At 51.2% G+C, this 26,341-nt stretch carries 24 protein-coding genes, 1 tRNA gene, 1 other RNA gene and 1 pseudogene; 5 read left to right on the top strand and 22 right to left on the bottom strand.

Annotation, left to right across the window (positions count from 1 at the left end; translation table 11 throughout):
- Nucleotides 1-77: 77 nt before the first annotated feature.
- The 19 genes and pseudogenes from tyrS to ACP5SG_RS01915 form a co-directional block, all read right to left on the bottom strand.
- Complete coding sequence (gene tyrS / locus ACP5SG_RS02005; RefSeq protein WP_237888764.1) at nt 78-1,295, bottom strand: tyrosine--tRNA ligase; 1,218 nt, start codon at nt 1,293-1,295, stop codon at nt 78-80.
- Nucleotides 1,296-1,381: 86 nt separating this feature from the next.
- Complete coding sequence (gene rny / locus ACP5SG_RS02000; protein WP_237888765.1) at nt 1,382-2,944, bottom strand: ribonuclease Y; 1,563 nt, start codon at nt 2,942-2,944, stop codon at nt 1,382-1,384.
- Between the two features lie 304 nt (nt 2,945-3,248).
- Nucleotides 3,249-3,428: non-coding RNA, 6S RNA (gene ssrS / locus ACP5SG_RS01995), on the bottom strand.
- A 7-nt stretch (nt 3,429-3,435) separates the two neighbouring features.
- Nucleotides 3,436-3,738 carry a cell division protein ZapA gene (locus ACP5SG_RS01990; RefSeq protein ID WP_428121504.1) on the bottom strand — a complete coding sequence of 101 codons (303 nt, stop codon included), beginning with the start codon at nt 3,736-3,738 and terminating at the stop codon, nt 3,436-3,438.
- A 21-nt stretch (nt 3,739-3,759) separates the two neighbouring features.
- Nucleotides 3,760-4,017 carry a cell division protein ZapB gene (gene zapB / locus ACP5SG_RS01985; protein WP_237888767.1) on the bottom strand — a complete coding sequence of 86 codons (258 nt, stop codon included), beginning with the start codon at nt 4,015-4,017 and terminating at the stop codon, nt 3,760-3,762.
- A 73-nt stretch (nt 4,018-4,090) separates the two neighbouring features.
- Nucleotides 4,091-4,849, bottom strand: coding sequence for a sugar phosphate nucleotidyltransferase (locus ACP5SG_RS01980; RefSeq protein WP_237888768.1), 759 nt, complete (start codon nt 4,847-4,849; stop codon nt 4,091-4,093).
- Between the two features lie 254 nt (nt 4,850-5,103).
- The gene (locus tag ACP5SG_RS01975; RefSeq protein WP_237888769.1) at nt 5,104-5,517 is read right to left on the bottom strand and encodes a F0F1 ATP synthase subunit epsilon; all 414 of its coding nucleotides are present in this window, start codon (nt 5,515-5,517) and stop codon (nt 5,104-5,106) included.
- 37 nt (nt 5,518-5,554) lie between these two features.
- Nucleotides 5,555-6,976 carry a F0F1 ATP synthase subunit beta gene (gene atpD, locus ACP5SG_RS01970; protein WP_237888770.1) on the bottom strand — a complete coding sequence of 474 codons (1,422 nt, stop codon included), beginning with the start codon at nt 6,974-6,976 and terminating at the stop codon, nt 5,555-5,557.
- 51 nt (nt 6,977-7,027) lie between these two features.
- Complete coding sequence (gene atpG, locus ACP5SG_RS01965; protein ID WP_424661249.1) at nt 7,028-7,909, bottom strand: ATP synthase F1 subunit gamma; 882 nt, start codon at nt 7,907-7,909, stop codon at nt 7,028-7,030.
- 16 nt (nt 7,910-7,925) lie between these two features.
- Nucleotides 7,926-9,449, bottom strand: coding sequence for a F0F1 ATP synthase subunit alpha (gene atpA, locus ACP5SG_RS01960; protein ID WP_237888772.1), 1,524 nt, complete (start codon nt 9,447-9,449; stop codon nt 7,926-7,928).
- Nucleotides 9,449-9,988: an ATP synthase F1 subunit delta gene (atpH, locus tag ACP5SG_RS01955; protein ID WP_428121491.1), complete on the bottom strand. Its 540-nt coding sequence runs from the start codon at nt 9,986-9,988 to the stop codon at nt 9,449-9,451. Before atpH ends, atpA begins: the two co-directional genes overlap by 1 nt.
- Before the next feature lie 8 nt (nt 9,989-9,996).
- A complete protein-coding gene (gene atpF / locus ACP5SG_RS01950) occupies nt 9,997-10,674 on the bottom strand; it encodes a F0F1 ATP synthase subunit B (RefSeq protein ID WP_428121488.1) in 678 nt (225 codons plus the stop codon).
- Between the two features lie 68 nt (nt 10,675-10,742).
- Entirely contained in the window at nt 10,743-11,168 is a 426-nt protein-coding gene (locus tag ACP5SG_RS01945; protein WP_237888775.1) for a hypothetical protein, read from the bottom strand.
- Nucleotides 11,169-11,281: 113 nt separating this feature from the next.
- A complete protein-coding gene (locus tag ACP5SG_RS01940) occupies nt 11,282-11,920 on the bottom strand; it encodes a radical SAM protein (RefSeq protein ID WP_237888776.1) in 639 nt (212 codons plus the stop codon).
- A gap of 9 nt (nt 11,921-11,929) precedes the next feature.
- The gene (gene queD / locus ACP5SG_RS01935) at nt 11,930-12,304 is read right to left on the bottom strand and encodes a 6-carboxytetrahydropterin synthase QueD (protein ID WP_237888777.1); all 375 of its coding nucleotides are present in this window, start codon (nt 12,302-12,304) and stop codon (nt 11,930-11,932) included.
- 22 nt (nt 12,305-12,326) lie between these two features.
- Nucleotides 12,327-13,043, bottom strand: coding sequence for a YggS family pyridoxal phosphate-dependent enzyme (locus ACP5SG_RS01930; RefSeq protein ID WP_424661253.1), 717 nt, complete (start codon nt 13,041-13,043; stop codon nt 12,327-12,329).
- A 41-nt stretch (nt 13,044-13,084) separates the two neighbouring features.
- On the bottom strand, nt 13,085-13,843 hold the full coding sequence (gene aroD, locus ACP5SG_RS01925) for a type I 3-dehydroquinate dehydratase (RefSeq protein ID WP_237888779.1): 759 nt from the start codon (nt 13,841-13,843) through the stop codon (nt 13,085-13,087).
- A 36-nt stretch (nt 13,844-13,879) separates the two neighbouring features.
- Nucleotides 13,880-14,482, bottom strand: a pseudogene (locus tag ACP5SG_RS01920) (IMP cyclohydrolase); the annotation flags it as partial.
- 56 nt (nt 14,483-14,538) lie between these two features.
- Nucleotides 14,539-14,615: transfer RNA gene (locus tag ACP5SG_RS01915), tRNA-Pro, on the bottom strand.
- A 385-nt stretch (nt 14,616-15,000) separates the two neighbouring features.
- On the opposite strand from ACP5SG_RS01915, the gene ACP5SG_RS01910 reads away from it, so the two are divergent.
- The 5 genes from ACP5SG_RS01910 (at nt 15,001) to murA (ending at nt 23,403) form a co-directional block, all read left to right on the top strand.
- A complete protein-coding gene (locus tag ACP5SG_RS01910; RefSeq protein ID WP_424661254.1) occupies nt 15,001-16,914 on the top strand; it encodes a flagellar hook-length control protein FliK in 1,914 nt (637 codons plus the stop codon).
- Between the two features lie 12 nt (nt 16,915-16,926).
- Nucleotides 16,927-17,616 carry a flagellar hook assembly protein FlgD gene (locus tag ACP5SG_RS01905; RefSeq protein WP_237888781.1) on the top strand — a complete coding sequence of 230 codons (690 nt, stop codon included), beginning with the start codon at nt 16,927-16,929 and terminating at the stop codon, nt 17,614-17,616.
- A 21-nt stretch (nt 17,617-17,637) separates the two neighbouring features.
- Nucleotides 17,638-19,128, top strand: coding sequence for a flagellar hook protein FlgE (locus ACP5SG_RS01900; RefSeq protein WP_428121475.1), 1,491 nt, complete (start codon nt 17,638-17,640; stop codon nt 19,126-19,128).
- 261 nt (nt 19,129-19,389) lie between these two features.
- Nucleotides 19,390-21,969: a protein translocase subunit SecD gene (secD, locus tag ACP5SG_RS01895; protein ID WP_424661256.1), complete on the top strand. Its 2,580-nt coding sequence runs from the start codon at nt 19,390-19,392 to the stop codon at nt 21,967-21,969.
- Complete coding sequence (gene murA, locus ACP5SG_RS01890; RefSeq protein ID WP_237888784.1) at nt 21,970-23,403, top strand: UDP-N-acetylglucosamine 1-carboxyvinyltransferase; 1,434 nt, start codon at nt 21,970-21,972, stop codon at nt 23,401-23,403.
- 34 nt (nt 23,404-23,437) lie between these two features.
- On the opposite strand, the gene gmd is transcribed toward murA, so the two are convergent.
- The 3 genes from gmd to ACP5SG_RS01875 all read right to left on the bottom strand — a co-directional run bounded on the left by gmd (nt 23,438) and on the right by ACP5SG_RS01875 (nt 26,314).
- Entirely contained in the window at nt 23,438-24,448 is a 1,011-nt protein-coding gene (gene gmd / locus ACP5SG_RS01885) for a GDP-mannose 4,6-dehydratase (RefSeq protein WP_237888785.1), read from the bottom strand.
- Between the two features lie 431 nt (nt 24,449-24,879).
- Entirely contained in the window at nt 24,880-25,734 is an 855-nt protein-coding gene (locus ACP5SG_RS01880; RefSeq protein ID WP_428121469.1) for a hypothetical protein, read from the bottom strand.
- 433 nt (nt 25,735-26,167) lie between these two features.
- The gene (locus ACP5SG_RS01875; protein ID WP_237888749.1) at nt 26,168-26,314 is read right to left on the bottom strand and encodes a hypothetical protein; all 147 of its coding nucleotides are present in this window, start codon (nt 26,312-26,314) and stop codon (nt 26,168-26,170) included.
- Between the last annotated feature and the right edge of the window lie 27 nt (nt 26,315-26,341).

Below are 26,341 nucleotides of genomic sequence, written 5' to 3'. Positions count from 1 at the left end.
CCACAACGCGATATATCGAAATCAAATCTCGGCTCGGGTGAACTCTATGACTGTTGACCATCTAACATGTCAGCCCTTTATAAACCCTTTATAAGCCTCAAAAATCTCATCTTCCCCACCCTCAAAACACCCCCTCCGTCTTCTATCTCTATCTCTTCAGTCGAAACCTTTCTCCCCCCGAGGCTTACCGCCCCCTGCCGGATGAGACGCCTAGCATCGGAGGTACTTTTCACCAATCCGGCATCTTTTAAAAGCTTAGGCAGATATACAGGCGCTCTGCCCGATGGGATCTCTACCGCAGGGATGTCTTCGGGTATTTCACCCTGACCGAACTGGGCCTCAAAGCCCATCCTGGCTGATTGCGCCGCCTCCTCACCGTGAAATCTCGCCACCAATTCCGCAGCGAGGTCCAGCTTTAGATCCTTCGGATGCAATCGGCCTTCTTTTATACCGGTCTTGAGATCTTCAATCACATCAAGCGGAAGGTTGCTCAACAATTCATAATATCTGAACATGAGCTCGTCGGATATGGACATGAGCTTTCCGAACATATCCCTTGGAGACTCTGTTATTCCGATATAGTTTCCTAGGGACTTGCTCATCTTGTTTACCCCATCAAGCCCCTCAAGAAGGGGCGTGGTGATCACCACCTGGGGTTCCTGACCGTATTCCTTTTGGAGGTGACGGCCGATCAGCAGATTGAATTTCTGATCCGTCCCACCCAACTCCACATCTGCATGAAGGGCGACCGAGTCATAACCCTGGATCAATGGATAGATGAATTCGTGGATACATATGGGCCTCTGCGCATGGAAACGCTTTTTGAAGTCATCACGCTCAAGCATCCTGGCAACGGTGTGTTTGGCGCAGAGACGTATCATATCTATCGACCTCATCCCCTCCATCCACTTGCTGTTGAAGGCTATCTCGGTCCTTCCCGGGTCCAACACCTTGAATATCTGTTCCCTATAGGTACGTGCATTTTCTTGGACCTGTTCACGGGTAAGGGCCGGCCTGGTCTCAGACTTGCCCGTGGGATCGCCTATAAGGCCTGTAAAATCACCTATAAGGAATATAACGTGGTGGCCGAGCTCTTGGAAATGTCTCATCTTTTGAATGAGCACCGTGTGGCCGAGATGCAGATCCGGGGCGGTAGGGTCAAAGCCGGCCTTAACACGCAATGGCCTGCCTGTCTCCACTGCCTTTTTGAGCTTTGCCTCAAGCCCTTGCTCGTCTATGACCTCTACCACCCCCCTCTTTATGAGCTCTAAAGCCCTTCTTACGTGCCGTTCCATAGAACTCCCTTTTTTTAAAGACATTCAGCCGATGCCGCCCTTAAAGGCTGACATATATAATGACGCCATCCTCGGCAAAACAGACATTATTTGGCATAATTCACAGTCCTTGTCTCACGGATCACTATTACCTTGATCTGCCCCGGATAACTCAATTCGGTCTCGATCTTCCTCGCTATATCCCTGCAAAGAAGCACGGCCTCCGCATCAGAAATCCTGCCGCTGTCCACCATGATGCGGATCTCGCGCCCTGCCTGTATAGCAAACGACTTCTGCACCCCTTGAAATGATGTAGCGATGGCCTCAAGATCAGTCAGGCGTTTCACATAACTCTCAAGCATCTCTCGCCTTGCGCCGGGACGCGCACCGGAAAGGGCGTCCGCCGCCTGCACGAGGACCGCAAGCACTGATTCTGGCCTTACGTCCTCGTGATGTGCGGCGATCGCATGGATCACCTCCTGTGTCTCGCCATATTTTTTGGCGAGATCGGCACCGATAATGGCGTGAGGGCCTTCAATTTCGTGGTCTACCGCCTTGCCGATATCGTGCAGCAGTCCAGCGCGCTTTGCCTTCTTGACGTTTATGCCGAGCTCACTGGCCATGACACCGCACAGGAACGCCACCTCTATGGAGTGTTGAAGCACATTCTGTGCATAGCTCGTGCGATACTTCAGCCTGCCCAAGATCTTGATAAGTTCAGGGTTTATTCCATAGACCCCTACATCGAACGTGGCCTGTTCGCCGGCCTCACGTATAGATGCATCAACCTCCTTTTCGACCTTCTTAACCACCTCTTCAATCCTTGCAGGGTGTATACGCCCGTCGGCTATAAGTCGCTCAAGGGCAATGCGGGCAACCTCCCTACGGACAGGATTGAAGCATGACAGGAGCACGGCCTCCGGGGTGTCGTCTATGATGAGATCAACACCGGTTACCGTCTCAAGGGCCCTGATATTGCGGCCTTCCCTCCCTATAATGCGGCCCTTCATCTCATCGTTTGGCAAGGGCACCGCGGTTACGGTCCTCTCTGCAACATATTCGCCAGCGTACCTTGCTATGGCAAGGGAGATGATCTCCTTTGCCTTTTTATCGGCAGATTCGCGGGCCTCTGTCTCGATCTTTTTGAGCATTATGCCTACCTCTTGCCTGGCCTCCCCCTCCACCTTCTTTAATAAGTAATCCCTTGCCTCCTGGGTCGACATCCCTGCTATCTTTTCCAGGTTTTCCTTTTGCTGCGCCAGCAGCGCCTCTGCCTCTCTCTCCCTTTCCTGCACCCTCCGCTCAATCTTGTGCAGTTCCTTTTCCTTGTCCCTGATTGCCAATTCCTTTTGATCTATGAGCCCTTCCCTGCGCTCAAGCTGCTGCTCCTTCTGGATGAGCCGTTTTTCCTGGGCATGCAGGTCATTCCTCTCATCTCTCAGCTCCTGTTCGATCTCCTTTTTGAGCCTGAATGCCTCTTCCTGGGCCTTTACCTTGGCCTCTTGGCGTAGTATCAGGGCCTCCTGCTCAACCTCCCGGCGCAAGGCCTCTATTTCATCCCTTGAAAGGCTAGCCGCTCCCTTGAGCTTGCGCTTGGCATATAACATCCCTATAAGCAACCCGATGCCAAGGCCTATTATTATAAAGATGATTTTATAAATGACTTCCATAGTACAGACATCCCCTTATTTATCCATGATTAGATGCAGCTTGCCCTCCAGGGTCTTCTATGGAACGATAAAGGGAAGGCCCGCCGAGAAACCGTTGAAAAGGCGGGGGTTGGATAGCTATCCTAAAGATACTTTAAGGCCTGTGAAAGATAAAATTACAAAAATGACACAAAAAGTCTTGAATATAATAAAGCCGTCGCTGGCCATAAATCCTTCCTCAAGGCTACCTTTTAAAAGGCGATCCTGTTTCGTTCCAAGCCACATTCATCATATATATAAAATCCAAATAGGATTGGGTCCAAACAAATCCCCCGCTTGTGCCGTGTCGACAGGTCGATTGAACCTGATAAAAATCAGGTGGGTAGCTCATTCACACTACTGGGAAAGAGATGTTCTCTCGTTCACGCCATGTGAAGAGGAGTCTCCCTTGTAAGGGGTGTTGGCTCAAAAGACTATCTGTCAATCACGAACACAGCAGGGAAACCTAAAAATTATTTCAATTCTATGACCGAGTCTATTTTGGCGACAAGCATCTCGGCCTTCGTTATATATCTTTCCTCCATTTCTTTTAATTTCTTTTTTGCAAGCAGGTAATCCCTGCCCATATTCAAAACAGCTAAAATCATCTTTTTGTGTGGGGCAAGCCCTCCATTTAAGATATCTTGTTCCTTTACCTTGTCATGCACATAATCGATCAATTCTTGAACATCTATTTCATTATCATACGCCTTGAGATCGTAGGACTGCCCAAAAAAATCCAATCTTATAAATAAATTCTTTGAGTTGTCATGCATTTACTTATGTACAGACATGACCTAATTAACGGATTCCGCCGATCCAGGCAATTCAGCCCCTAACTGGTCGATCTTTAAGATGAGATCCGAAACCCTATTGCGTATATCTTCCCTTTCGCCATTGAGTTTGGCCAGATTTTCCTCGACGTCGTTTAATTTTGCAATCAATTCTTGATTCTTTTTAATCAACTCTTCACGCTCCCCACGCAGTCTCTCGCAATAGCTTATCAACTGTTCAAGCTTTTCTTCCAATGTACGCAATTCTTGGTCATTATTCATATCGTTACCCCATTAATATTTTAATTTAATCTTAAAGAATCAGATACGTCAATATTGTAACATTTTAAATCTTTTACAACCCTTTATCCAAAAAAATCTTTGACATTACACCCTCGGCCCTGGCCAGGTCTTCTTTTGTATTTACACCCAAGGCCTCAAGGCTGTCCGCACAACATATAGCACCCACCTTTTCCCCTGCCGAAACTGCAATCTTGACTATATCGGTTAAATAATATTCGCCCTGGACATTTTCCGGCCTTATTTCTTCTAAGAGCCTGAAAAGCAAAGGGGCCCTTACTGCATATACCCCGGTGTTTATTTCTCTAATGGTTCTCTCGGCCCTTGATGCGTCCTTCTCTTCGACTATGGCGCAAACTCCATTATAGCTGCCTGACCTTATAATCCTGCCGTAACCAGCTGGATCTTCCGCCAAGGCCGACAAGATCGACAGGCTGTTTTGCAGATCAATATGCCTATGGATAAAAGATTTAATGGTGTCAACCCTGAAAAGCGGCGTATCCCCGTACATGATCAGGATATCACCGCCAAAACCGCCTAAAATCGGCCTTGCGCACATAACCGCATGAGCGGTACCAAGCTGCGCATCCTGCAAGACCGTCTGGCAATTTAATTTTGAGAGATACCCCCCCACAACATCCCCTTGATGACCCACGACGGCCACCCTGGTCTCTATGCCAAGCTGATCCAGCAAATTAACGACCCAAAAGATCATAGGCCGGCCGCACAAGGTGTGCATGACCTTGGGAAGTTCGGAGTTCATCCTTGTTCCCTTTCCTGCGGCAAGCAATATCGAGGCCCATTTATCGATCATAAAATATAAATCTGCAGAAAAGATAAAATCCCAATTAAATATAACAAAAAAGGCAAGCATATGCTTGCCTTTTTTGGATCATATAAATCACTTTTAGATGAACTACACCACTTTACAAAAAATGGTATTTTTAATCAGATGTGCTTACATCCTCCACGGGCATTCGTTCAGGTCGTTCTGCCCTTAGCGTTTGCAAGGTAAGATATTGTCACAACCGATTCATCTCCCTCTACAGGATATAGAGAAATAAATGACTATTGTCTCCCAGCCACCTTAAGCCGCGCCATGGCCCTTGCCAATGCCGCCTGTGCCCTTGCCACATCGATCTTTTCCCTCTGTTGTTGCGCCTCTTGGAGCCTGCGTTCGGCCCGCTCTTTTGCCCTTAATGCCCGCTCTACATCAATTTCAGTAGAAATCTCCGCCGCCTCGGCCAAAACAGTCATGCGGTTGTTGGAAATCTCACAGAAACCGCCCGATACAGCCAGACGCACGGTCTTGTTGTCGGCGTTATAGTGCATCTCGCCGACCTTCAAGGTGGACAATAGAGCTGTATGATTGGCCATCACGCCAAAGACCCCGTCAGCTCCCGGGGCTGTAACAAGATCGACTTCTTCGCTCACAACAAGTCTCGTCGGGGTGACAACCTCAAGCAATATCTTATTAGCCATATCCTTATCCGTAGCCTTCGATTATTTTATGCCTTTATTACGCAGTCTTTGCGGCCTTTTCCACCGCCTCCTCTATGGTGCCGACCATATAGAACGCCTGTTCCGGCAGCTCGTCGTGCTTACCATCGAGTATCTCGCCAAAGCCCTTAACGGTATCCTCGACCTTTACATACTTACCCTTCATGCCCGTAAAGGTCTCGGCCACATGGAACGGCTGCGAAAGGAACCTCTGACACTTCCTGGCCCTCTGCACTGTTAGCTTATCCTCGTCTGTCAGTTCGTCCATGCCCAAGATAGCGATTATATCTTGGAGGTCCTTGTATTTCTGAAGTGTCTGCTGGAGCCTACGTGCAACCCTATAATGCTCTTCTCCAAGGATATTGGGATCAAGTATGCGCGATGTGGAATCGAGAGGATCGACCGCCGGATATATGCCGAGCTCTGCGATCTGACGCGAAAGGACGACTGTACCGTCAAGATGGGCGAATGTGGTTGCAGGCGCCGGATCTGTAAGGTCGTCAGCCGGAACGTACACACATTCAACCGCTGTAATGGATCCCTTCGTCGTCGATGTAATGCGCTCTTGAAGGGCACCGAGATCTGTAGCAAGTGTCGGCTGATAACCGACTGCCGACGGGATACGACCCAAGAGAGCTGACACCTCGGAACCAGCCTGGGTAAAGCGGAAGATGTTGTCAATAAAGAACAAGACATCCTGACCTTGTTCATCACGGAAATATTCAGCGGCGGTAAGACCTGTGAGACCTATCCTCGCACGCGCACCGGGCGGTTCGGTCATCTGTCCATATATGAGCGCCGCCTTTGGAAGAACACCTGAATGCTTCATCTCCTGATATAGGTCGTTTCCTTCACGTGTACGCTCTCCGGCACCGCAAAACACCGAGATGCCGCCGTGCTGCATGGCGATATTATGGACCATCTCCATCATTATGACAGTCTTGCCGCATCCAGCGCCGCCAAACAACCCCATCTTGCCGCCTCTCGGGAACGGCACCAAGAGGTCTATGACCTTGATCCCCGTCTCAAGGACCTGGACGGTGGTATCCTGCTCCACAAAGGCTGGCGCCTTACGGTGAATAGGGTAATAAGTCTCCGAATTTATTGGCCCAAGACCATCGACGGGCCTCCCCACGACATTCATGATCCTGCCCAGCGTAGAAGCACCGACTGGTATCTTGATGGGCTCGCCAGTATCTTTAACGGGCATCCCGCGCACAAGACCGTCTGTGGTATCCATCGCTATGCACCTCACCATATTGTCGCCTAGGTGTTGTGCAGCCTCAATAACCAGATTATCAGGTTCATCGCTTATAGCGGGGTTCGTTACCAAAAGACCATTCAAAATCGAGGGCAAATGCCCTGGCTCAAACTCAACGTCAACTACTGGCCCGATCACCTGGGCTATCTTGCCGACATTTCCGGTTGTTTCAGTGGCCATCTAACACTACCTCCCGTCACACATATTTGTGCAAAAATTTTCTCTCAAATTCTAACCCTTGAGGGCCTCTGCGCCGCCGACTATATCCATCAGTTCCTTGGTTATCGATGACTGCCTGGCCTTGTTGTAAATCAATGTAAGACTAGTGATCATGTCTTTGCACGCCCTGGTTGCATTGTCCATTGACGTCATCCTGGCTGCCTGTTCACTTGCAGCGGTTTCAAGCATGGCATGCATTATCTGTACATTTATATACATCGGTAATAATTGGTTTAATATCTGCTCCGGCTCAGGCTCGTAGGTATAAGTAACGGCAGTCTTGTTGCCCTGCGCCTCGATATCTTCAAGGCCTTTCTGACTTATGGGCAGGAGCCTCTTGAAATACGGCCGCTGAACGACCACGTTTACGAATTTGCCGTAAAGGAGCTGGACTTCATCGACCATCTGTTCAAGAAAGAGATTCATGACCTCTTTGCCTGTCTGTCTCGCATTAAGCATCTGAACGTTGCTCATGACGTCAACGCTTTTATAGAGTAGGTCATATTGACTCTTGCTGAAATAGTTAACACCTTTACGCCCTATGCATGCCAAGGCCACATCGCGCCCTTCATTTTTCTGATTCTTTGCAAACTTTTCAGCCGCATTAATCAGGTTTGAATTAAACGGCCCGCAAAGGCCTCTGTCAGATGTGACGACCAACAAGAGGACCTTCTTTACAGGCCTGAACGCCATAAGGGGGAAGGCGTTAGGATTCGCCGATCCGGACAGCTCAGAGATCACGGTCGTGAACTTCTCGGCATAGGGCCTGAAGTCTTCCATCCTCTTCTGGGCCCCTCGAAGCTTGGCAGCAGCAACCATGTTCATGGCCTTGGTTATCTGCTGAGTTTTCTTGACACCATTGATCTTTATCTTTACATCCTTGAGAGATGGCATTTATAGACACCCTTTTTTATAAATTGCGATTTGCCTTAAACTCCTTGACGCACTCCTGAATCGCCGCACGCATCTTTTTGTCGAGTTCGTCGGAGATCACCTGTTTTTCTTTCAATTCATTGAATATATCGATATGTTTCTTCTCAATAAAGGCGTAAAGTTCCTGCTCGAACTCCTGAAGCGACGCTACAGGCAATTCATCAAGCAGGCCCCTTGTACCGGCAAAGAGGATAGTCACCTGCTTCTCCATCGGGAGCGGTTGATATTGAGGTTGCTTGAGTATCTCAACCAGGCGTTCGCCCCTGTTAAGTTGCTGCTGTGTGGCCTTGTCAAGATCACTGCCGAACTGCGCAAAGGCCGCGAGTTCACGGTATTGAGCCAGATCGAGACGCAAAGTACCCGCAACCTGTTTCATGGCCTTTACCTGGGCAGCACCGCCGACCCTTGAGACAGAGAGCCCGACGTTGATTGCAGGCCTTATACCGGCGAAGAAAAGCGACGGCTCAAGATAAACCTGGCCGTCCGTAATGGAAATGACGTTCGTCGGAATGAATGCAGAAACGTCACCCTGCTGCGTCTCAATAATAGGCAGAGCGGTCAGGCTGCCAGCCCCGAGCGCATCATTCAATTTTGACGCGCGCTCAAGGAGCCGCGAGTGATTATAAAAAATATCGCCGGGATATGCCTCACGTCCCGGTGGACGCCTTAGGAGCAGGGAAAGCTCACGATACGCGACAGCCTGTTTGGATAGATCGTCATAGACGATAAGGGCATGTTTGCCGTTGTCTCTGAAGTATTCGCCCATGGCACAGCCTGAGAATGCGGACAGATACTGCAGGGATGCTGGCTCGCTGGCGCTAGCCGCTACTATGGTGGTATATTCCATTGCGCCGTTGCGGCGGAGCGCCTCGGCGACCAATGCAACGGTCGCCTGTTTCTGTCCTATGGCTACATAAATACAGTAGACGTCGGTATTTTTCTGAGCAATAATGGCATCCACGCCGATAGCAGTCTTGCCGATCTGACGATCCCCGAGGATCAATTCACGCTGTCCTCTGCCGACAGGTGTCATGGCGTCTATTGCCTTAAGTCCTGTATAACACGGCTCATGGACACTCTTGCGGTCGATAACGCCGGGGGCCTTCATTTCGATACGGCGAAACTCCTTTGCCGCAATAGGACCCTTACCGTCGATCGGATTGCCAAGGGCGTCGACCACGCGGCCAAGCATAGCCTCACCCACAGGAACTTGGGCAATTCTCCCGGTCCTCTTGACCAGATCACCCTCCTTGATCCCCTCGATACTGCCCATAACGGCAACGCCCACGTTGTCCTGCTCGAGGTTAAGCGCAAGCCCCATGACCCCGCCAGGAAACTCCAAAAGCTCCATGGCCATGCAGTTTCTGACCCCGTAAACACGCGCGACGTTGTCACCAACCGACAAGACGGTACCGGTTTCGGCCAGATCAATCGTCTTTTCGTAGCCCTGTATCTGCTTCTTTATGATGTCACTGATTTCTTCTGCTCTTATCTGTGCCATTATCCCAGATCACCCCTCTCTATAGATTCTCTAAAGCCTTGAAGCTGACTTCTTATACTTCCATCCCAAACCATATCACCTATGCTGGCCACTACTCCGCCAATGATGGAGGGATCTTCTTGCAATTCCAGCGCAACCTTTTTGCCGCTGATCTTCGCCAAGATCTCGGCGAATTTCCCTTGAAGATCTTTGGGCATAGGCACTACGGTCTTGACCACCGCCCTGACGACACCCATCTCTTCATCAACAAGCTCACTAAATGACTGACATATCTGGGTGAAATTCTGGATCCTGCGGCGTTCAACTAATAGGCGCAGGAAATTAGCCAGGACATCTTCCACCTTGAAGGCCTTGATGAGCTGATTGACGATATCCTGCTTGAGCCCCAGAGGATATACAGGACTCACCAAGGCCAGCTCTACATCGGGATTCCTTGCCAGGAAAACGCTTATTTCTTTCAGTGTTGCACCGAAATCCGTAAGCTTGCCGCTTTCCTTTGCAACAAAGAAAAGGGCCTTTGCGTATCTTTTTGCTATCACTGCGCTGGTCAATTTTTAGTCACCACCCTTTCTAGATATTCGGTTATAAGACGATGATGATCCTGCTCAGTTATATTCTTTCTTATCAGATCTTCGGCCATCTTTACAGCCAGTTCGGCAACCTCTTTTTTGAGCTGATCCCTGGCCTTTGAAAGCTCCTGCTGTACATAGAGCTCAGCCTGCGCCTTTATACGCTCGGCTGCATCATTGGCCTGCGCTATAATCTTAGCCTTTTCGGCCTCACCCTGCTCTACAAAAGACTTCAGTATCCTTGCCGCCTCTGCATCCATGCCTGAAAGTCTTTTTTCATACTCTGCATATTTGCGCTCCGCCTCCCGCCGTTTGGATTCAAGCTCATCAAACGCAGCCTTTATGGACTCGCGGCGGCCGTTCAGGGCGTCAGTGATGGGTTTGCGCAGATATTTGACCAGTACTATGACCAATATGGTAAAATTCAAACAGTGCCAGATAAAATTCATTATCTGACTGTGTGTGAGTCCGTGATGACCCTCGCCTTCTTCACCACTGGCTGCGGCCTCATGCCCTCCGGAAGAAGGAGCCTGTGCAGCAGCCTCCTTCACAAACTGAACCTGCTGCGCCGGCACTGTTGCAACATCAGGGGCAGACCGCACAGCTGCGGCCTCTTCAGCGGCGCCGGCACGATAAACAGGACCGGAAAAAACCAAACAAAAAACACATACACATAGACCAAACAGCCCGGACAACAACCAATGCAGACCCCTCCGCCCAAGCATCAAATAGCCCTCCCCAGCAGTTTTTGTGCTATCTCGGCAGCAAACATCTCGATCTTGGCGGAAAGATCCTTTCTGGTGCTGTCAATCTGCGCCGACAGCTCAGCCATTAGCCGCTGCTTTGCAGCATCGGCCTCTTTGCCGCTGGACTCCAGGAGTTCCCGCTCCATCTTCCTGGCCTCTCCCTTGAGACGTTCCTTCTCTGACTGACCGGACTTCCTTGCCTCTGCCATCTTCTTGTTGAATGAATCAAGAATCTGCTCCGCATTGCGCGCAAATCTATCGGCATCCGCCTGGATGGCATCCATCTTTGAGCGCCGCTCCTCCAAGATACGGCGGATGGGCTTAAAGAGCATGGAATTCAAGATAGCCATGAGCACCAATACGGAGATCACCTCTACCCACAAGGAAATATCTAAATTTATCATAACCCGATCCTTCCCGTAGAAACCTTTAACTCCTAAAAATGAAGCCTCATTCAGAAAGATTAAAGATGTTTCTACAACATTTAAAATGACATGTCAACGCCTTAGATGCATTTTTATTTCCCTCTTTTATCCCCCCATAAGATTTTATGCAGCTGGAGTTGCAGCCGGATATCCAGTCTGTCAGCCAATATCCACGACGCCAACTCAGCAGGATCCAAAAGCCGCCATGCCGGCGAAAAAAGGACCTGGGTATATAAAAAAAGAGAGGAATTCCTTACCAAAGCAACGGCCCATTCGTAATCATCGCGTCCGGTTATGACGAACTTGATCTGGTCTTTCATGTCGATATAGCGGGTATTTTCTTCATGCCACGCCTCTTTCATGCCACTTCCAGGGGTCTTGCGGTCCACTATCTTGATCACACCCCTTGGAACACGGACCAAGGGTAGACTCCCATTCGTCTCCAACAGTACCGTCGCACCGGAAGACAGGAGGGTCTCCATAAGCGGGACAGTCTCTTTCTGTAAAAGAGGCTCCCCACCTGTAACCTCCACAAGTCCTACGCCACTTGCCTGCCATTCGGCTAGTAAGGACGCCAGTTCCCGCTCCTCACCGCCCGAATAGGCATAGGTCGTATCGCAATAATTACACCTCAGGTTGCATCCCGAGAGGCGGATGAAAAAACAAGGCCGGCCCGCAAAGACACCTTCACCCTGTAGGCTCAAAAAGGTCTCAGCAACCAAAAGTGGCACCGCCGTCTCCTAAGGCTCAACGTATGTAACACCTGTCATGGGCGTCTCACAGACCGTCACCCGCAGGAGTCTTACGCCCTTGAACCCTGAAATGACACCTTTGACCATCTTGTATATATATTCAGCAAGTCTCTCGGAAGACGGATTGTATGCCTTAAATGCAGGATGATCGTTTAGATTAGTATGATCCAATCCGGCCAGCACATCGTGTACGGACTTCTTTAGATCACGAAAGTCTATGCCGACGTCTATCTCATTCAGCCCTTCAGCCCCCACCACCACCTCTACATCCCAATTATGTCCATGGAGGTGTTCACAATTCCCGGGATAATTTCTGAGGTAATGCGCTGCTGAAAAGTGGGTCTTGATGAATATCTCAAACATGCCATTGCCTCCAATACATCGATCAGATCTTCAAACGGTCCCTCGGCCCGAATATGGCCGACCCGACACGCACGATAGTAGCGCCTTCTTCTATGGCCGTTTCAAAGTCGCGCGACATACCCATCGACAGCTCCTTTATAAAGACGCCAGCCTCCTCTGAGACCTTGTCCCTGAGCTCACGAAGCGCCCTAAACCATGGCCTTGCATCCTCAGGGTCGTCAGTCCATGGCGTTATGGTCATAAGACCCGAGACGGCAAGGTGTGGAAATGCAGCAAGCCCCTTCAAGAATTCGTCAAGCCTACCGGGCGGCACGCCGAATTTGGCGACGTCTTCTCCAATATTCACCTGGATGAAAACGGATAGCCTCCTGCCGCTGGCCCTGGCCTTGCTATCGAGGACACTGGCCAATTTGATGCTATCAAGCGTCTCGATGCAATCAAACAGACCTACAGCCGGCCCTGCCTTATTGGTTTGAAGATGACCTATAAGGTGCCAACTCACCATTGGGTGACGGCTGGCAAGCAAGCTTATCTTACCCCTTGCCTCATTAACGTAGTTTTCGCCGAAAAGCGTCTGTCCTGCAAGAATCGCCACCTCGATTGCATCTGGAGACACGGTTTTCGTCACAGCCATAAGCCTGACATCGCCGGGATCACGCCCGGCCCTCAATGCAGCCTCCGCCGCCCTTGCCGAGATCTCCTTAATGCGCCCCGCTATCAATTTATTATCATATGACATAATAACAATGAAACCTTGAGACCTCTCTGGATTGCAGAAACCTAAAAGGTCAACTCAGGCTGGCGGCCCGATAGATAATCAACCATGGCCCTCATCTCTCTTAAGGGTATCTGACCGGGTGCGGTCTCTGCACCGCCCGCCGGTGATGCAAAGGTCAGATATGAACCGAGGAAGACACACGCAAGCCTGCTCGCCCTGCCCAAAGGCCCCATTGCAAAGGCTATCAAGGGGATGCTGCCCGTCCTCCCCGACGGCCGCCTGAAATAAAGCGACAGGACACGTCTCACATCGTCCTCAGACCTCGCCATAACCGCTATCTTTGCGATGTCCGCACCTATATCGCACGATTCCTCAATAGCCCTTAAAAGGAGGCTGTCGTCCGGGGTGCCGGAAAAGTCGTGAAATGAGGCAATAACCTTACAACCGCAACGCCTGGCCTCTTTCAATATTGACGAACGGATGCGAGGCTCGGCCCTTAATTCTATATCAATAAACTCCGCTCCGGATCTTGCAGCTTCGAGCAGTGGTCTCAACCTGTCCGCTTCATCCCCTGAAAACCCTCCCCCCTCCCAGAAAGGCCTATTGGTAAAGATAAGCGGCAACGGGCTGTTTTTTATCAGCACCCCTATATCAAGGCGTTTGGTATCTGAAACGGCATCAAGCCTTATTTCGGCGAGATCGGCATAGGGGGTGGAGTCCTTAAGCGCCTGTAACATGGCCTCCACTGAAGACCCTGAGAGCGAGACACATATCTTCGGGCCTATCTTTCTATCAGGGTCCTTCACGCCCAGTCCATACATAGGATTGGAGCCAACGGGGATGTCATCTTAATATGCATCGGCCACCGTGGCCACGCTGTTCAGATACGCCGAGATGGCCTTGTCATAACGATATGTGACCTCAAAAACCTTCTTTGCAAGCCCAAATCTTGTCGCAAGTGTTGTCGAGCCGCTGTTGGCCCTCATCTCATCAAGCACTTTCCCATAGTCAGCAGGATCGACCACCACGGTCACATATCTGAAATTCTTGGCGGATGAACGGAGCATGGCCGGGCCGCCGATGTCTATGTTTTCTATAGCCTCTTCAAGCGTGACGCCAGGTCTGGCCACAGTCTTTTCAAAGGCATAGAGGTTTACGACCACCATATCTATGGGCGATATCCCGTTTTCCTCCATCTGACGCACGTGGACGGCATTATCCCTTATGGCGAGGATACCGCCATGAACCCTGGGATGAAGCGTCTTCACCCTCCCATCCATCATCTCAGGAAAGCCCGTTAGCTCGGATACATCCCGCACGCTGACACCAGCCTCCCGAATCGCCTTGGCTGTACCCCCGGTAGAAATAACATCTACGCCCATCCTGCCGAGTTCCCCGGCAAACGCCGCAACGCCGGTCTTGTCTGTCACGCTTATTACAGCCCGTCTTATCTTTACCAACATCGCCATCACCGAGACCTCTGTCCGAATAAAATCCTGCAATAAAACAATAAAAATGGTCGGGACGAGAGGATTCGAACCTCCGGCCCCAGCGTCCCGAACGCTGTGCTCTACCAGACTGAGCCACGTCCCGACCGGAAATGACATTTATATAGTCTCCCGAACATATTGTTGTCAACCTGAATGATTGATGGTCTCGTAAAAAGACCTTGTATAGAATGGCTAAGCAAAAATCTCAAATGCAAGGCGTGAAAATCCTGAGGAATGAGGCGTACCTCCTGTACGCCGCAGTGACGAAGGATGCAGCGCAAAACGGCGGTTGGCGACCTTTTGTGACGCCATCAAGGATTGAAAAACATGCCCGCAGCTGGGCAAACATTTCCCTCATGACAACGACAAATTAACAAAATCTGCCACAACACCTTGATTTTTATAAAAATCACGATTGAGGCACAGTTATTGCTATTTAAATTAGCCGAGGGAAAGCCCACCCTTAAAAAAACAAATGGACATACGCCATGCAAATACTGCCACAAGTTCTTGATATCCAGATAGACGCCGTTTCGCCGGGCATAAAATCAGACATCACAGCAATGACATCCAATAGAAGTGACAGCCCATTTCAAGACCTCCTGAGGACGAATCAAAGGGCTGATACAAAAGTGGCGAACCAGCCATGGGATCAAAACAAAAAGGCTGCATCTTCATCATCCCCTATGGCTATGGCCGCTAACCAGCCCTACGGACAAGATGCCGCAAAGTCACCAGACAAAAACGGCCCATCCGAAGCCGGGTCTTCTTCCGGCAAAATCCCCAAAGACACAGAGACGGCCCGGACAAACCAAGGTACAGCGGTACAACGGGCTGGAGAAATTGCGGGCAAGACCGATGAGACCAAAAAAGATGATAAGGCTGATAATGGCTGCATGGATACCACGGACATTATCCTTGCAGCGATCACCATTGGACAGCAGGGTGTAACTGTGAAAAATGTCCAGACAACAGATCATGTTCAGGGCGGCAATGCCGAACCCGGCATGACAAAGACTGTATCAACAAAAAACGATCCCATCCCCACAGATGCAACATATATACAGGACGATATGCCCTCAGGTCTGCTGAATGCATCGCCCCTGGCAACACAAGCGGCATCTCTTATGCAACAGCCTGCGGCACAGACATCGGCAAGAGGCCCGGCCAGTCAGAATGTATCACAGGAAATAATAAAGATGGCGGCAGACAAACCCTCAATGGAACCACACAATATAACGCCAAAATTACTATCAACAGACGTTGAGTTAGGCGCAATGCCGTCTATGACCGGTAAAACCAGCCAGGATACCACCCTGATACCGGATAAAGGCGCGGACCAGACACAGCAATCATCATCTCAGACCTCTGCGACATCTCTCGGCACCGCGCTGCCAGGCAAAGACCCAGCCGCTCAGACAAGCGCAACTAACAGGGTTGACAGGGTTGACAAAAATACAACCTGGTTAATGGACAACCAAGGTGTTACAAAGGCGGACAAGGCTGCCGTGACCCCGTTGTCCGCGGCAGCGGATGCAACCGGCAGCCACAGACAGATATCCGGACAGGCCAATTTGCAGGACACACAGACAGACGGCGCAGCAAATGCGGCAGAAATTGCAGTGCAACCCATTCAAGCCCCAAAAGACCAGAAGATTTCAAGGACGCCTCAAGATACAAAGGACGCCGCTGCAGCAACTCAATCCGTAACCGACGGCGGCAAGGCGTCTGGGCCAAAGATTGTAGACGCCGGCAACAGGCAAGACGGCGCCTGGATCAACACTGAATCGGACAGCGCTGAAAGGACCGCTAAACCCCAGGATGATAAGACTACAAAGGCCCAGGACCAGACACCCGGCCAACAGTTTGCTGTGGCGGCCAACAATGCCGCTGACAACACCTCCAGCGGCGTCACCCACACACACATAGAAATGATAGACAAAAAAGACCTGGCGCAGGTCATTAAAGATCAGGTCTTTTCAAACCTGAGCACCGGCGACAAACATGTGGTGCTTCACCTGGACCCACCTGACCTCGGAAAGATAAGGATTGACCTTACCATTACCGGCAATAATGAATTGAAGGCCACGTTTGCAGCCGATCACCCTGACGTCAGAAACATCATCCAGGGACAGATGGACGGGCTTAAAAGCCATCTTGACCAAAAGGGTTTCAATGTCACGCAGCTCAAGGTCGACGGCGGTACCCAGACTAACTTCACCTCCCTTGATCAGGGAGGACAAGGCGACCCAGGCAACTGGGCACAGGAGGTCATCAGGCGACCCTTTTCAAGAAATGATACAGGAAAGGATGATATAAACGCCACAACAGACGGCCTTGCACAAAACGCCTCTACGGCCCGGTACGGGACTCAAAACGGTGGTATCAATCTAATAATATAAAAGAGGTATATTATGACTACAACCGCAACAACTAATATCTCAAATACACAGACGCCGTCAACCACCCAAACACCCAACTTCGTCGATCCAAATACCCGCACCACGCTCACCAAGGACGACTTCATGAAGCTCTTTGTCACGCAACTGGAGTATCAGGACCCCATGCAGCCGCTTGACACCGGACAGATGGCCACCCAGATAGCCCAGCTGAACATGGTGGATCTTATGTACAAAAACAACGACGCCATCAACAAACTGGTGGCAACCGACAATCAGCGCATGAAGATCGATGCCATAGGCTATCTCGGCCACGATGTCAGGTACACCGGCAACAAACTCGAGGTCGGCGCCAACGGGCCGAATCCCTTCGATCTAAATCTGGACAACGCCTGCACATCATGCGTGGTCACTATAAAAGACTCAAACGGGAAGCTTATAAAGAGCTGGGACATGGGCCCGCTAGGCAAGGGTTCGCATCCGCTCAATTGGGACGGGACAGATGCGACCGGGGCGAAGGTGCCAGCCGGGGACTATACGGTCACAGTCGATGCAAAGGACGACAAGGGCAACGCCGTAAACGTTACCACCCTGACCACGGGCACAGTCTCGGCTATAAGCTATCAGGCGGACGGGACGCCGCAGTTCAATATCAAAAACGGCCCCACGATATCCATAAACGACATCCAGACAATAAATGGTTAAAAATAAAAAAGGAGATGCAAGATGTCACTTACAAGTTCACTTTATTCAGGGGTAAACGGGCTGACGATCTTCGGTAATGCCATGCAGGTCATAGGAGACAACATATCAAACGTAAATACCACGGGCTTCAAGGCCTCCCGCGCCACCTTCCAGGACATCATGGCCCAATCCATAAATACCGCCCGAGGCGGCTCTCAAGTAGGCAGAGGGTCAGCCATGGCTGACGTCGCACCGATATTCCAGCAAGGATCGTTCGAGAGTACGTCCTCGCCAACAGATCTTGCAATCGCGGGAAACGGCTTCTTCGTGGTCAAAAACCCAAACACCGGCAACACCTACTACACAAGGGCCGGCCAGTTCAGGACGGATCAATACGGCAACCTCGTAAACCCGGCGGGCATGAGGGTTCAAGGCTGGAAGATGGACCCGGATAAGGCCCAGATAGTTGGCGCGCCTACCGATATAAAGATATCGAGCACCTCCCCGCCGGTTGCAACCAAAAAGACGACTGTGGCCGTCAACCTGGACAGCACCACGGTCGGCCCGTCGCCAAGCCCCCTCACATGGGACGGAAGCGGCACCCCTGCCGACCCAAACGGAAAGATGGCGCAGGGCACCAATTATCAATACAGCACCAGTCTGAACGTCTATGACAGCCTTGGAAACACCCATACAATAACGATATACTTCGACAAAGCCGACACCAATGCGGACGGCAAATGGAACTTCCTGGTCGCAATGAACCCTAATGAAGACCAGAGCGGCGACACCAATCCAAGCAGGGGTGAACTCATGAAGGGCCAAATCACGTTCAACGCCCAGGGCAACATAGACAGTTCAAATACGAGCATCACCATAACCGGCCTGCGCGATAATAACGGCGAATGGATCACATCACCCGCTATTGACCAATACATGGATACAAATGGATATCTCAAATTCAACGCCTATTTCCTGCCGAAGACCACTGGCGGTCCGACGGATCCAGCGCTCCAGACCATAGATCTGGACCTCGGCACCCAGGCGCAGGTTACGACCGGCGGCACCACTCCGGCCGTAACTGCGATAGACAAATGGAACACCGAGGCGATCACCACGACCCAGTACGCCGCACGGTCTAGCACCATATTTTACGACCAGGACGGCTTCGCCTCCGGATTTCTTGAGACACTGAGCGTGGATAACGATGGAAAGATCTCGGGCAGTTACTCAAACGGGCGTATTGTTCCGCTAGCGCAGCTGGAACTTGCCCGCTTCAACAGCCCGACCGATCTATCCAAGGCTGGCGGAAACCTCTGGCAGCAGACCACCGCATCAGGCGCGCCGATCACAGGCCCGCCGAATACAAATGGCCTCGGGTCAGTCACAGCCAACGCACTTGAACAATCCACCGTGGACATCGGCACTGAGTTCGTCAGGCTCATTACCACACAGAGGGCGTTTCAGGCGAACTCAAAACTGATAACCACCACCGACCAGATGTTGAGCGAGCTCCTGAATATGAAACAATAGTAATCAGCCACGAAAAGCCACACATTCCCTTCCCCCTTGATGCTGAGGCAGGGAACGCTACCTCCAGCGTATTCCTCTCTCTTCTTTGATGAAGAGGACCAGGGCGAGGGTGAAATAAGATCTCATTTTTTTGGCCCCTCTTTCATCGAGGGGCCTTTTTATCCTTGAAATCCACATGTTTTTTGGCTAAAAGTATTCTTTTAATGCCTAAAGGTAAGAATAAAACCTGCCAGACGCAGGGGTCTTTTATGGGAGAATACCATGCCGAAAGGTCTAAAATGGAAATTTTTACTGGTCGCCGCACTTACAATCATATCAGCGCTCATTGTCTATCCGTCCTTCTCGAACAACGTCCCTGACTGGTTTAAAAAATACCTCTATAGCGAAGGGTTGAAGCTGGGGCTTGATCTCCAGGGCGGCATGTATCTCACGCTACAGGTGGATGTGGACCAGGCGGTCAAAAACGCCGCGGAACTCGCGGCAAAAGACCTGAAAGACACCCTTGGGCGGAAACAGATCACGGTCGTGATGAAACAGACTGCAAAGCCGGGTGAAATAACGTATCTGCTTCCAAATGCCGAGTCCCTTGCCAGAGTGGAGGCCATAATCAAGGAGGAATTTCCAAACCTCCGGATAACAGGGGAAAGGCAGGAGGGAAACTTCCCTGAGATCAGCATAGGCCTCTCGGCCCATGAGGAAAAATTCATCAGGGACAACGCGGTCGACCAGTCCCTTGAGATCATACGCAACCGGATCGACCAGTTCGGCGTTGCGGAACCGGTCATCGTAAGACAAGGGTCGCAAAATATAGTAGTGCAGCTCCCCGGCGTAAAGGACCCGAAAAGGGCCATAAATCTCATCGGACAGACTGCGCAGCTAGAGTTCAAGTTGGTGGACGATGAAAACAGCGCAGGGCTCGACAGACTCGTAAGAGAAGCGGTCGAGTCAGGGAGGCTCTCACCTGACTACGATACGAAGGCCTTAAATGATGCACTCAAGAACGAAATCCCGAAGGATGACGAGGTCGTAGTCCTGAAGGAAAGGGAGTTCCAAGAGGAAAGAGAGAGGAAAAGACCTCTACTTGTCAAAGCGAAGGCGGTGATGACAGGGGATGCGGTAAAGACGGCCAGGGTGCGCGTAGGGGGACAATTCAACGAACCCTATGTCGAGCTCGAACTCACTGATCGCGGGGCCATGCTCTTCGAGAAGATAACGGGGAACAACGTAGGCAAACGCCTTGCGATCATCCTGGATGGCGTTGCGCGCTCGGCCCCTGTGATCAGGGAGAGGATAGCTGGAGGGAGCGCACAGATCACCGGTTCCTTCACCTACGAAGAGGCATCCGACCTCGCTATCGTCTTGAGGGCCGGCGCCCTCCCAGCGCCGGTGCACATCATCCAAAATGTCACCGTGGGGCCGTCGCTCGGCAAGGACTCCATACAAAAGGGGATAACGGCAGGACTTATCGGTGCGGCCATGGTCATCATGCTCATGCTGATTTACTACAGGCTCTCCGGCCTCATCGCAGACGTGGCGGCTGTCATGAACATACTCTTTCTGATGGCCGTCCTTTCCCTCCTGCATGCGACACTGACGTTGCCCGGCATTGCTGGTATCATACTCACCATAGGCATGGGTGTTGACTCAAACGTCCTCATATTTGAACGGATGAGGGAGGAGCGGGCGTTGGGCAGACCGCTCAAGGCCTTTATAGACGGCGGCTATGACAAGGCATTCTGGACCATCGTCGACGCACACGTGACCACACTCATAACCGCCTTCGCCCTGTTTCTCTTCGGGACCGGCCCGATCAAAGGCTTTGCTGTCACGCTCTCGGCAGGCATCATCATAAACCTCTTCACAGCCATCTTCGGGACAAGGATCGTCTATGACTTCATCATCGCCAAAAACGCCATAAAGGACATACGGTTCCTGAGGATCATAAAAGACACGAATATTGATTTTATCGGCAGACGCAATATCACATTCGTCATATCAGGGGTGCTTGTCGCCCTCGGACTCCTGGCCTTTGTGCAGATTATGAGGGGGGATGCCAACCTAGGCGTCGACTTCGCCGGTGGGACCATGATCCAGTACAAGGCGGACAGGCCCTTCAGGCTCGATCAGGTGCGCCAAGCCATGGAAAGCGCCGACGTAAAGGACTATACGCTTCAGGATGTCCCGAGTGAAAACGTGCTCATAGTCGAGGTCAAAAAATCCATGACAAGGGTGGAAAGCATCGAGGAAAAGGTCACAAACGCCCTTTCAAGGGGCGTTACCGGTACAAGGTTCACGGTTGAGAGTAAGTCCGAGATAGGCTCGACCGTAAGCCGCGACCTGAGAAACAAGGCCCTTGTCGCCATAGCCATCTCGCTTGCAGGAATCCTGGTCTATCTGGCGTTCAGGTTCGATTTCAGCTTCGGCGTCGCGGCCGCTATAGCCACCTTTCATGATGTCCTGGCCGTCCTCGGCGTCCTATATCTTCTTGGCAACGAGATAACGCTCCTGATAGTCACCGCGCTTCTCACCCTTGCCGGCTACTCTCTTACGGACACGGTCGTTGTCTTTGACAGGATCAGGGAGAGTATTAAACGCTATCCGAAGCTGACCTTTGCTGAGATGATCAACAAGAGCGTAAACGAGATGCTCGGACGGACGATCATGGCCTCAGGGACCACACTCCTCGTCACCATAAGCCTCTTCTTCTTCGGCGGCGTCGTGATCCACAGCTTCGCCCTTGCGCTCATGATGGGTGTAATCGTCGGGACATACTCATCGGTCTTTGTGGCAAGCCCAATTGTATATCTATGGCACAAGGGCCAGGCCCCCCTTAGAAAATAAATGGATCAGCTAAAGATAGAAGGTGGGCACAGCCTTAAGGGCGAGGTCAGGATAAGCGGCGCGAAGAATGCAGCCCTGCCAGTCCTTGCCGCAACCATCCTGACCGGCGGCCCATTCCACATAGACAACTGCCCGAGACTCAGGGATATAAACACGTTCCTGACCCTTCTCAAGGGCCTTGGGGTGCATGTCGCTGAAATGGAAAGGCCCTTGCATGTGTCTGAAGGTGTCTATTATACCGACAAGGAGGTCATGGGCGGCCTCTACTCGTCCTGTACAGTCGATACACAGGACGCCCACTGCCAGGAAAGGGAATGGCGAACGTCCTCGGACCGGTCGGCTAAGGACATCGGGAAAGACGGATATAAATATATCCGTACGCTTCATATCGACTCATCAGATCTTTCAGGCCTGGAGGCGGCCTATGACCTGGTCCGCACCATGCGGGCATCCATACTGGTCCTCGGGCCCCTTGTCGCGAGGGCCGGAAAGGCCCGCATCTCGCTTCCCGGCGGCTGCGCAATCGGGGCAAGGCCGATCGACCTCCATCTCAAGGGCCTTGAAAAGATGGGTGCACGTCTCAAACTCAAAGGCGGCTATGTCGAGGCCTCTGCATCCAGACTTAAAGGGACAGAGATATATCTTGATACCCCTACGGTCACAGGTACGGAAAATCTTATGATGGCCGCCACCCTAGCCAAAGGCAAAACAGTACTTAAAAACGCTGCGCGTGAACCTGAAGTAGTACACCTCGGCGAGATGCTGAATCTTATGGGGGCGCGCATAAGCGGCCTTGGGACGCCGACCATAACAATAGAAGGTGTAAATGATCTCAGACCGGTGGCATGGCGCATTATTCCGGACCGCATAGAAACCGGGACATACATGATGGCGGTCGGTGCAGCAGGCGGAGAACTTACACTTAAAGACGTACGGGCCGAGCATCTCCAGGCAGTCATCTCAAAACTCAGATGTGCAGGCCTTCAAATCAATGCATCCGGAGATCAAATTTTTGTCAAAAAGAAGGGACGGCTTCAGAGTGTTGATATCAAGACACTGCCTTACCCAGGTTTTCCAACTGATCTCCAGGCGCAGATAATGGTCTTGATGTCCATGGCTGAGGGTCTGAGCGTCATAACAGAGACCATATTCGAAAACCGCTTCATGCACGTGGCCGAGCTCCAAAGACTCGGCGCAGATATAAAAGTTGAAGGCAGAAGCGCTATAGTACGCGGGGTGAAGGAGCTTAACGGCGCACCGGTCATGGCTACTGACTTGAGGGCCAGCGCATCTCTAGTGCTTGCAGGCCTTGCCGCAAAAGGGATAACTACAATTTTAAGGGTTTATCACCTTGACAGGGGCTATGAAGATATGGAGGGAAAACTTTCAGCCGTAGGTGCAAGAATAAAAAGAGAAAGGATAGACATAACATAAATTAGATAACACGTATAAAAATAGTTTGCCTCCCTTACTCTCTTCTCAGATCCGCCTCCACCATAATCTCCAATAGACGGCTGAAGGTGGTCTGGGGCCGCCAATTCAGTTGTCTCTGAGCCTTGGAGGCATCACCAATGAGCAGTTCCACCTCTGCAGGCCTGAAGTATTCGGGCGATACCTCCACCAGCACCTTGCCGGTTTTCACATCCCTACCCTTTTCATTCACACCGGCACCCTCCCAGGCTATCTCATATTCAACGGCCTTAAAGGCGCACTCGATCCACTCTCGCACCGTGTGCGTCTCACCGGTGGCGATCACATAGTCGTCAGGGCTTTCCTGCTGAAGCATACGCCACATAGCATTCACATATTCAGGGGCATAACCCCAGTCCCGCTTGGAATCCAAATTGCCCACGACCACCTTGTCCAGCCTGCCCCTTTTGATCTGCGCTATGGCATGAGTGATCTTGCGCGTGACGAACTCCAGACCGCGAAAAGGGGACTCGTGATTAAACAGTATGCCCGAACAGGCAAACATGCCGTAGGATTCCCGGTAATTTACGGTCATCCAGTGGGCGAAGAGCTTGGAAACTCCATAGGGACTGCGCGGATAAAAAGGGGTCTTTTCGCTCTGGGGCACCTCCTGCACTCTGCCAAACATCTCGGAGGTGGAGGCCTGATAAAAGCGAGCGGATGGGTTGTAAGTGCGTAGGGCCTCCAAAAGCCTCAAGACCCCCATGGCGTCTATGTCTGCTGTCAAAATGGGCTGATCAAAGGAGACCTTCACAAAGCTCTGGGCCGCCAGGTTATAGACCTCGTCTGGTTTGATCTTTTCGATGGTGCGCAAAATGTTGGTGAGCTCCAGAAGGTCCATATAGACTATCTTCACATGGGACTCGATGCCCAGCTCCTTGAGCCTCCAGTTGCTGGAGTCGCCGCTTCGCCTGTCCGCGCCATAGACCTCATAACCCTTTTCCAAAAGCAGTTTGGCAAGATATGCGCCGTCTTGGCCTCGAATACCTGTTATCAGTGCCCTCTTCATGATACACCCCTTTCGTTCTTTTGTTTTAAACGTTTTCTTTTTTGCGGATCAAAAATGAGATTGAAGACCCATGCCTCTTTTGATAGACCCAGTAAATAGTTAAGTCATTATTGTATTCTACATATTCTCAGGTCCATATCAATGGCCGAATATGACAAAATAAAAACAAATATGCTTGTCCCTCAGGTGAGCACGCCTGAGCAGAGGTAGATACTGTAGGCAAATGGAGAGTCGTGGTCTGGCAGGGACGGCTTCATGAGCCCGGCAATATCACGGTGTAAATGAGAATCGTGGCCAGGGGCTGAAGGACCGTCCAGGCAAGACCGAACTGAGTATTCCGATAGCGGACATGAAAGTCCAGCTTGACATTGGCGAAAATAAACTCACACAAGGCCCAGGCATCTCGAAGCATACGTAAGGAGAGCACGTGTCTACACCACCTCTTCAGCAGCTATTCGTTCTATTTCATAGGTCTTGAAGGCCTTGATGTGCGAATACCTTTGGGCCAACAGGTCCTCTATCTCAGGAGAAAAGGCATAGCCAACGATAAAACCCTGCACCGGCATCTTGAAGTGGTCGCTCAGGCGCGAAAGCATTGCATCGAACCGCTTCAGGTCTTTCTTGCCCGGATGGGCCTTACACTCTCCCACTATCAGCACCTGTTGGCCATCCTTTATGGCCTCCATATAGATGTTCACCTCGTCAAAACTGTCTTTGGAATAGCGTACGTTTTTCCGCTCCACAATCTTGGGCATGGCACCGTATACCCTGGGCACAAAACGATGCATGAAAGGCATCAGCTTATCTTCTATACCATAACCAACGGCCATAGAAAGCCCGCCCAATTGTACCTTGATATCCTTCACCTCACCTATGAGGTCTTGCAATCTACGTTCGGTTTCTTTTTGGGCCTCCGCAAGCTCAGCAACAGTCTGTTCCAAACGGTCCAAACGCTCTTCCGTGCGCTTTTGGGCCTCCGCAAGCTCAGCAACACGCTGCTCTGTGCGCTTTTGGGCCTCCGCAAGCTCAGCAACAGTCTGTTCCAAACGGTCCAAACGCTCTTCCGTGCGCTTTTGGGCCTCCGCAAGCTCAGCAACACGCTGCTCTGTGCGCTTTTGGGCCTCCGCAAGCTCGACGACAACGGCTTTCAGCTGAGCAAAATCCTGCTGAGTCACGGTGTTTTTCAGGTCTTCGTAAATCTGCCCCAGAATATTGGTAAGGGTCTCGGCAGCAGCCTGATCCATTCTGGCCATCAGCTCCTGATATATCTTAAAGGTGTTCAGCATAAAACCTCCCGACAAAAAAACTATTCAAACGCCCTGCAACCGCAAGCTAAACAGCCCTGCTCCTGGGCGTTCACCCTATTCACCCTTCTGAAGCAGCATACTCACATCAAATGTATCGCTCAGGCAGGCAGATGTCAAACACCAGGGCTGACTGCCGAAAATATCGACCTCGAACTTGTCTGCATCCCGATAGTACATCAGGCGGAGTCACCTTCTGCTGTGCTCGCGTGCTTTAAGAGCTCGCCAAAAACAAGGTTTCCAGCACGAAATAGAGCCTTCGTGTGGTGATTGGGTTATTGCGATACCGCCGGTAAAGAGCTCTCTATTTCTAGAAAAGGCATCAGCCCCAATGTGTCCAAAAACAGGGATTCCGAACCTGCAACGATGCGCCTCGTTCCTCAGCACATCCTTGTATTGTGAACGTGTTGTTGCTTTACTCGGGTTTGACCGAGAGAGAAGACCGGACGCCGTGCGCATCCTTGAGCTGAAAGCTCGCCGCGTAGATAATGCGCCGGTCTTCCCCTTCTTTTTGCGAGAAATCGGACAGTATCTTTGGCCCGGCATAGCCGGAAGCCCGCATTTACAAGGTTGATTGCGCGAGGGATTA

The sequence above is a fragment of the Dissulfurimicrobium sp. genome (assembly GCF_049968175.1).
GTDB lineage: Bacteria > Desulfobacterota > Dissulfuribacteria > Dissulfuribacterales > Sh68 > Dissulfurimicrobium > Dissulfurimicrobium hydrothermale.
Note: the sequence above shows the minus strand (reverse complement) of the source record. Positions and strands in the feature narration are given on the sequence as shown.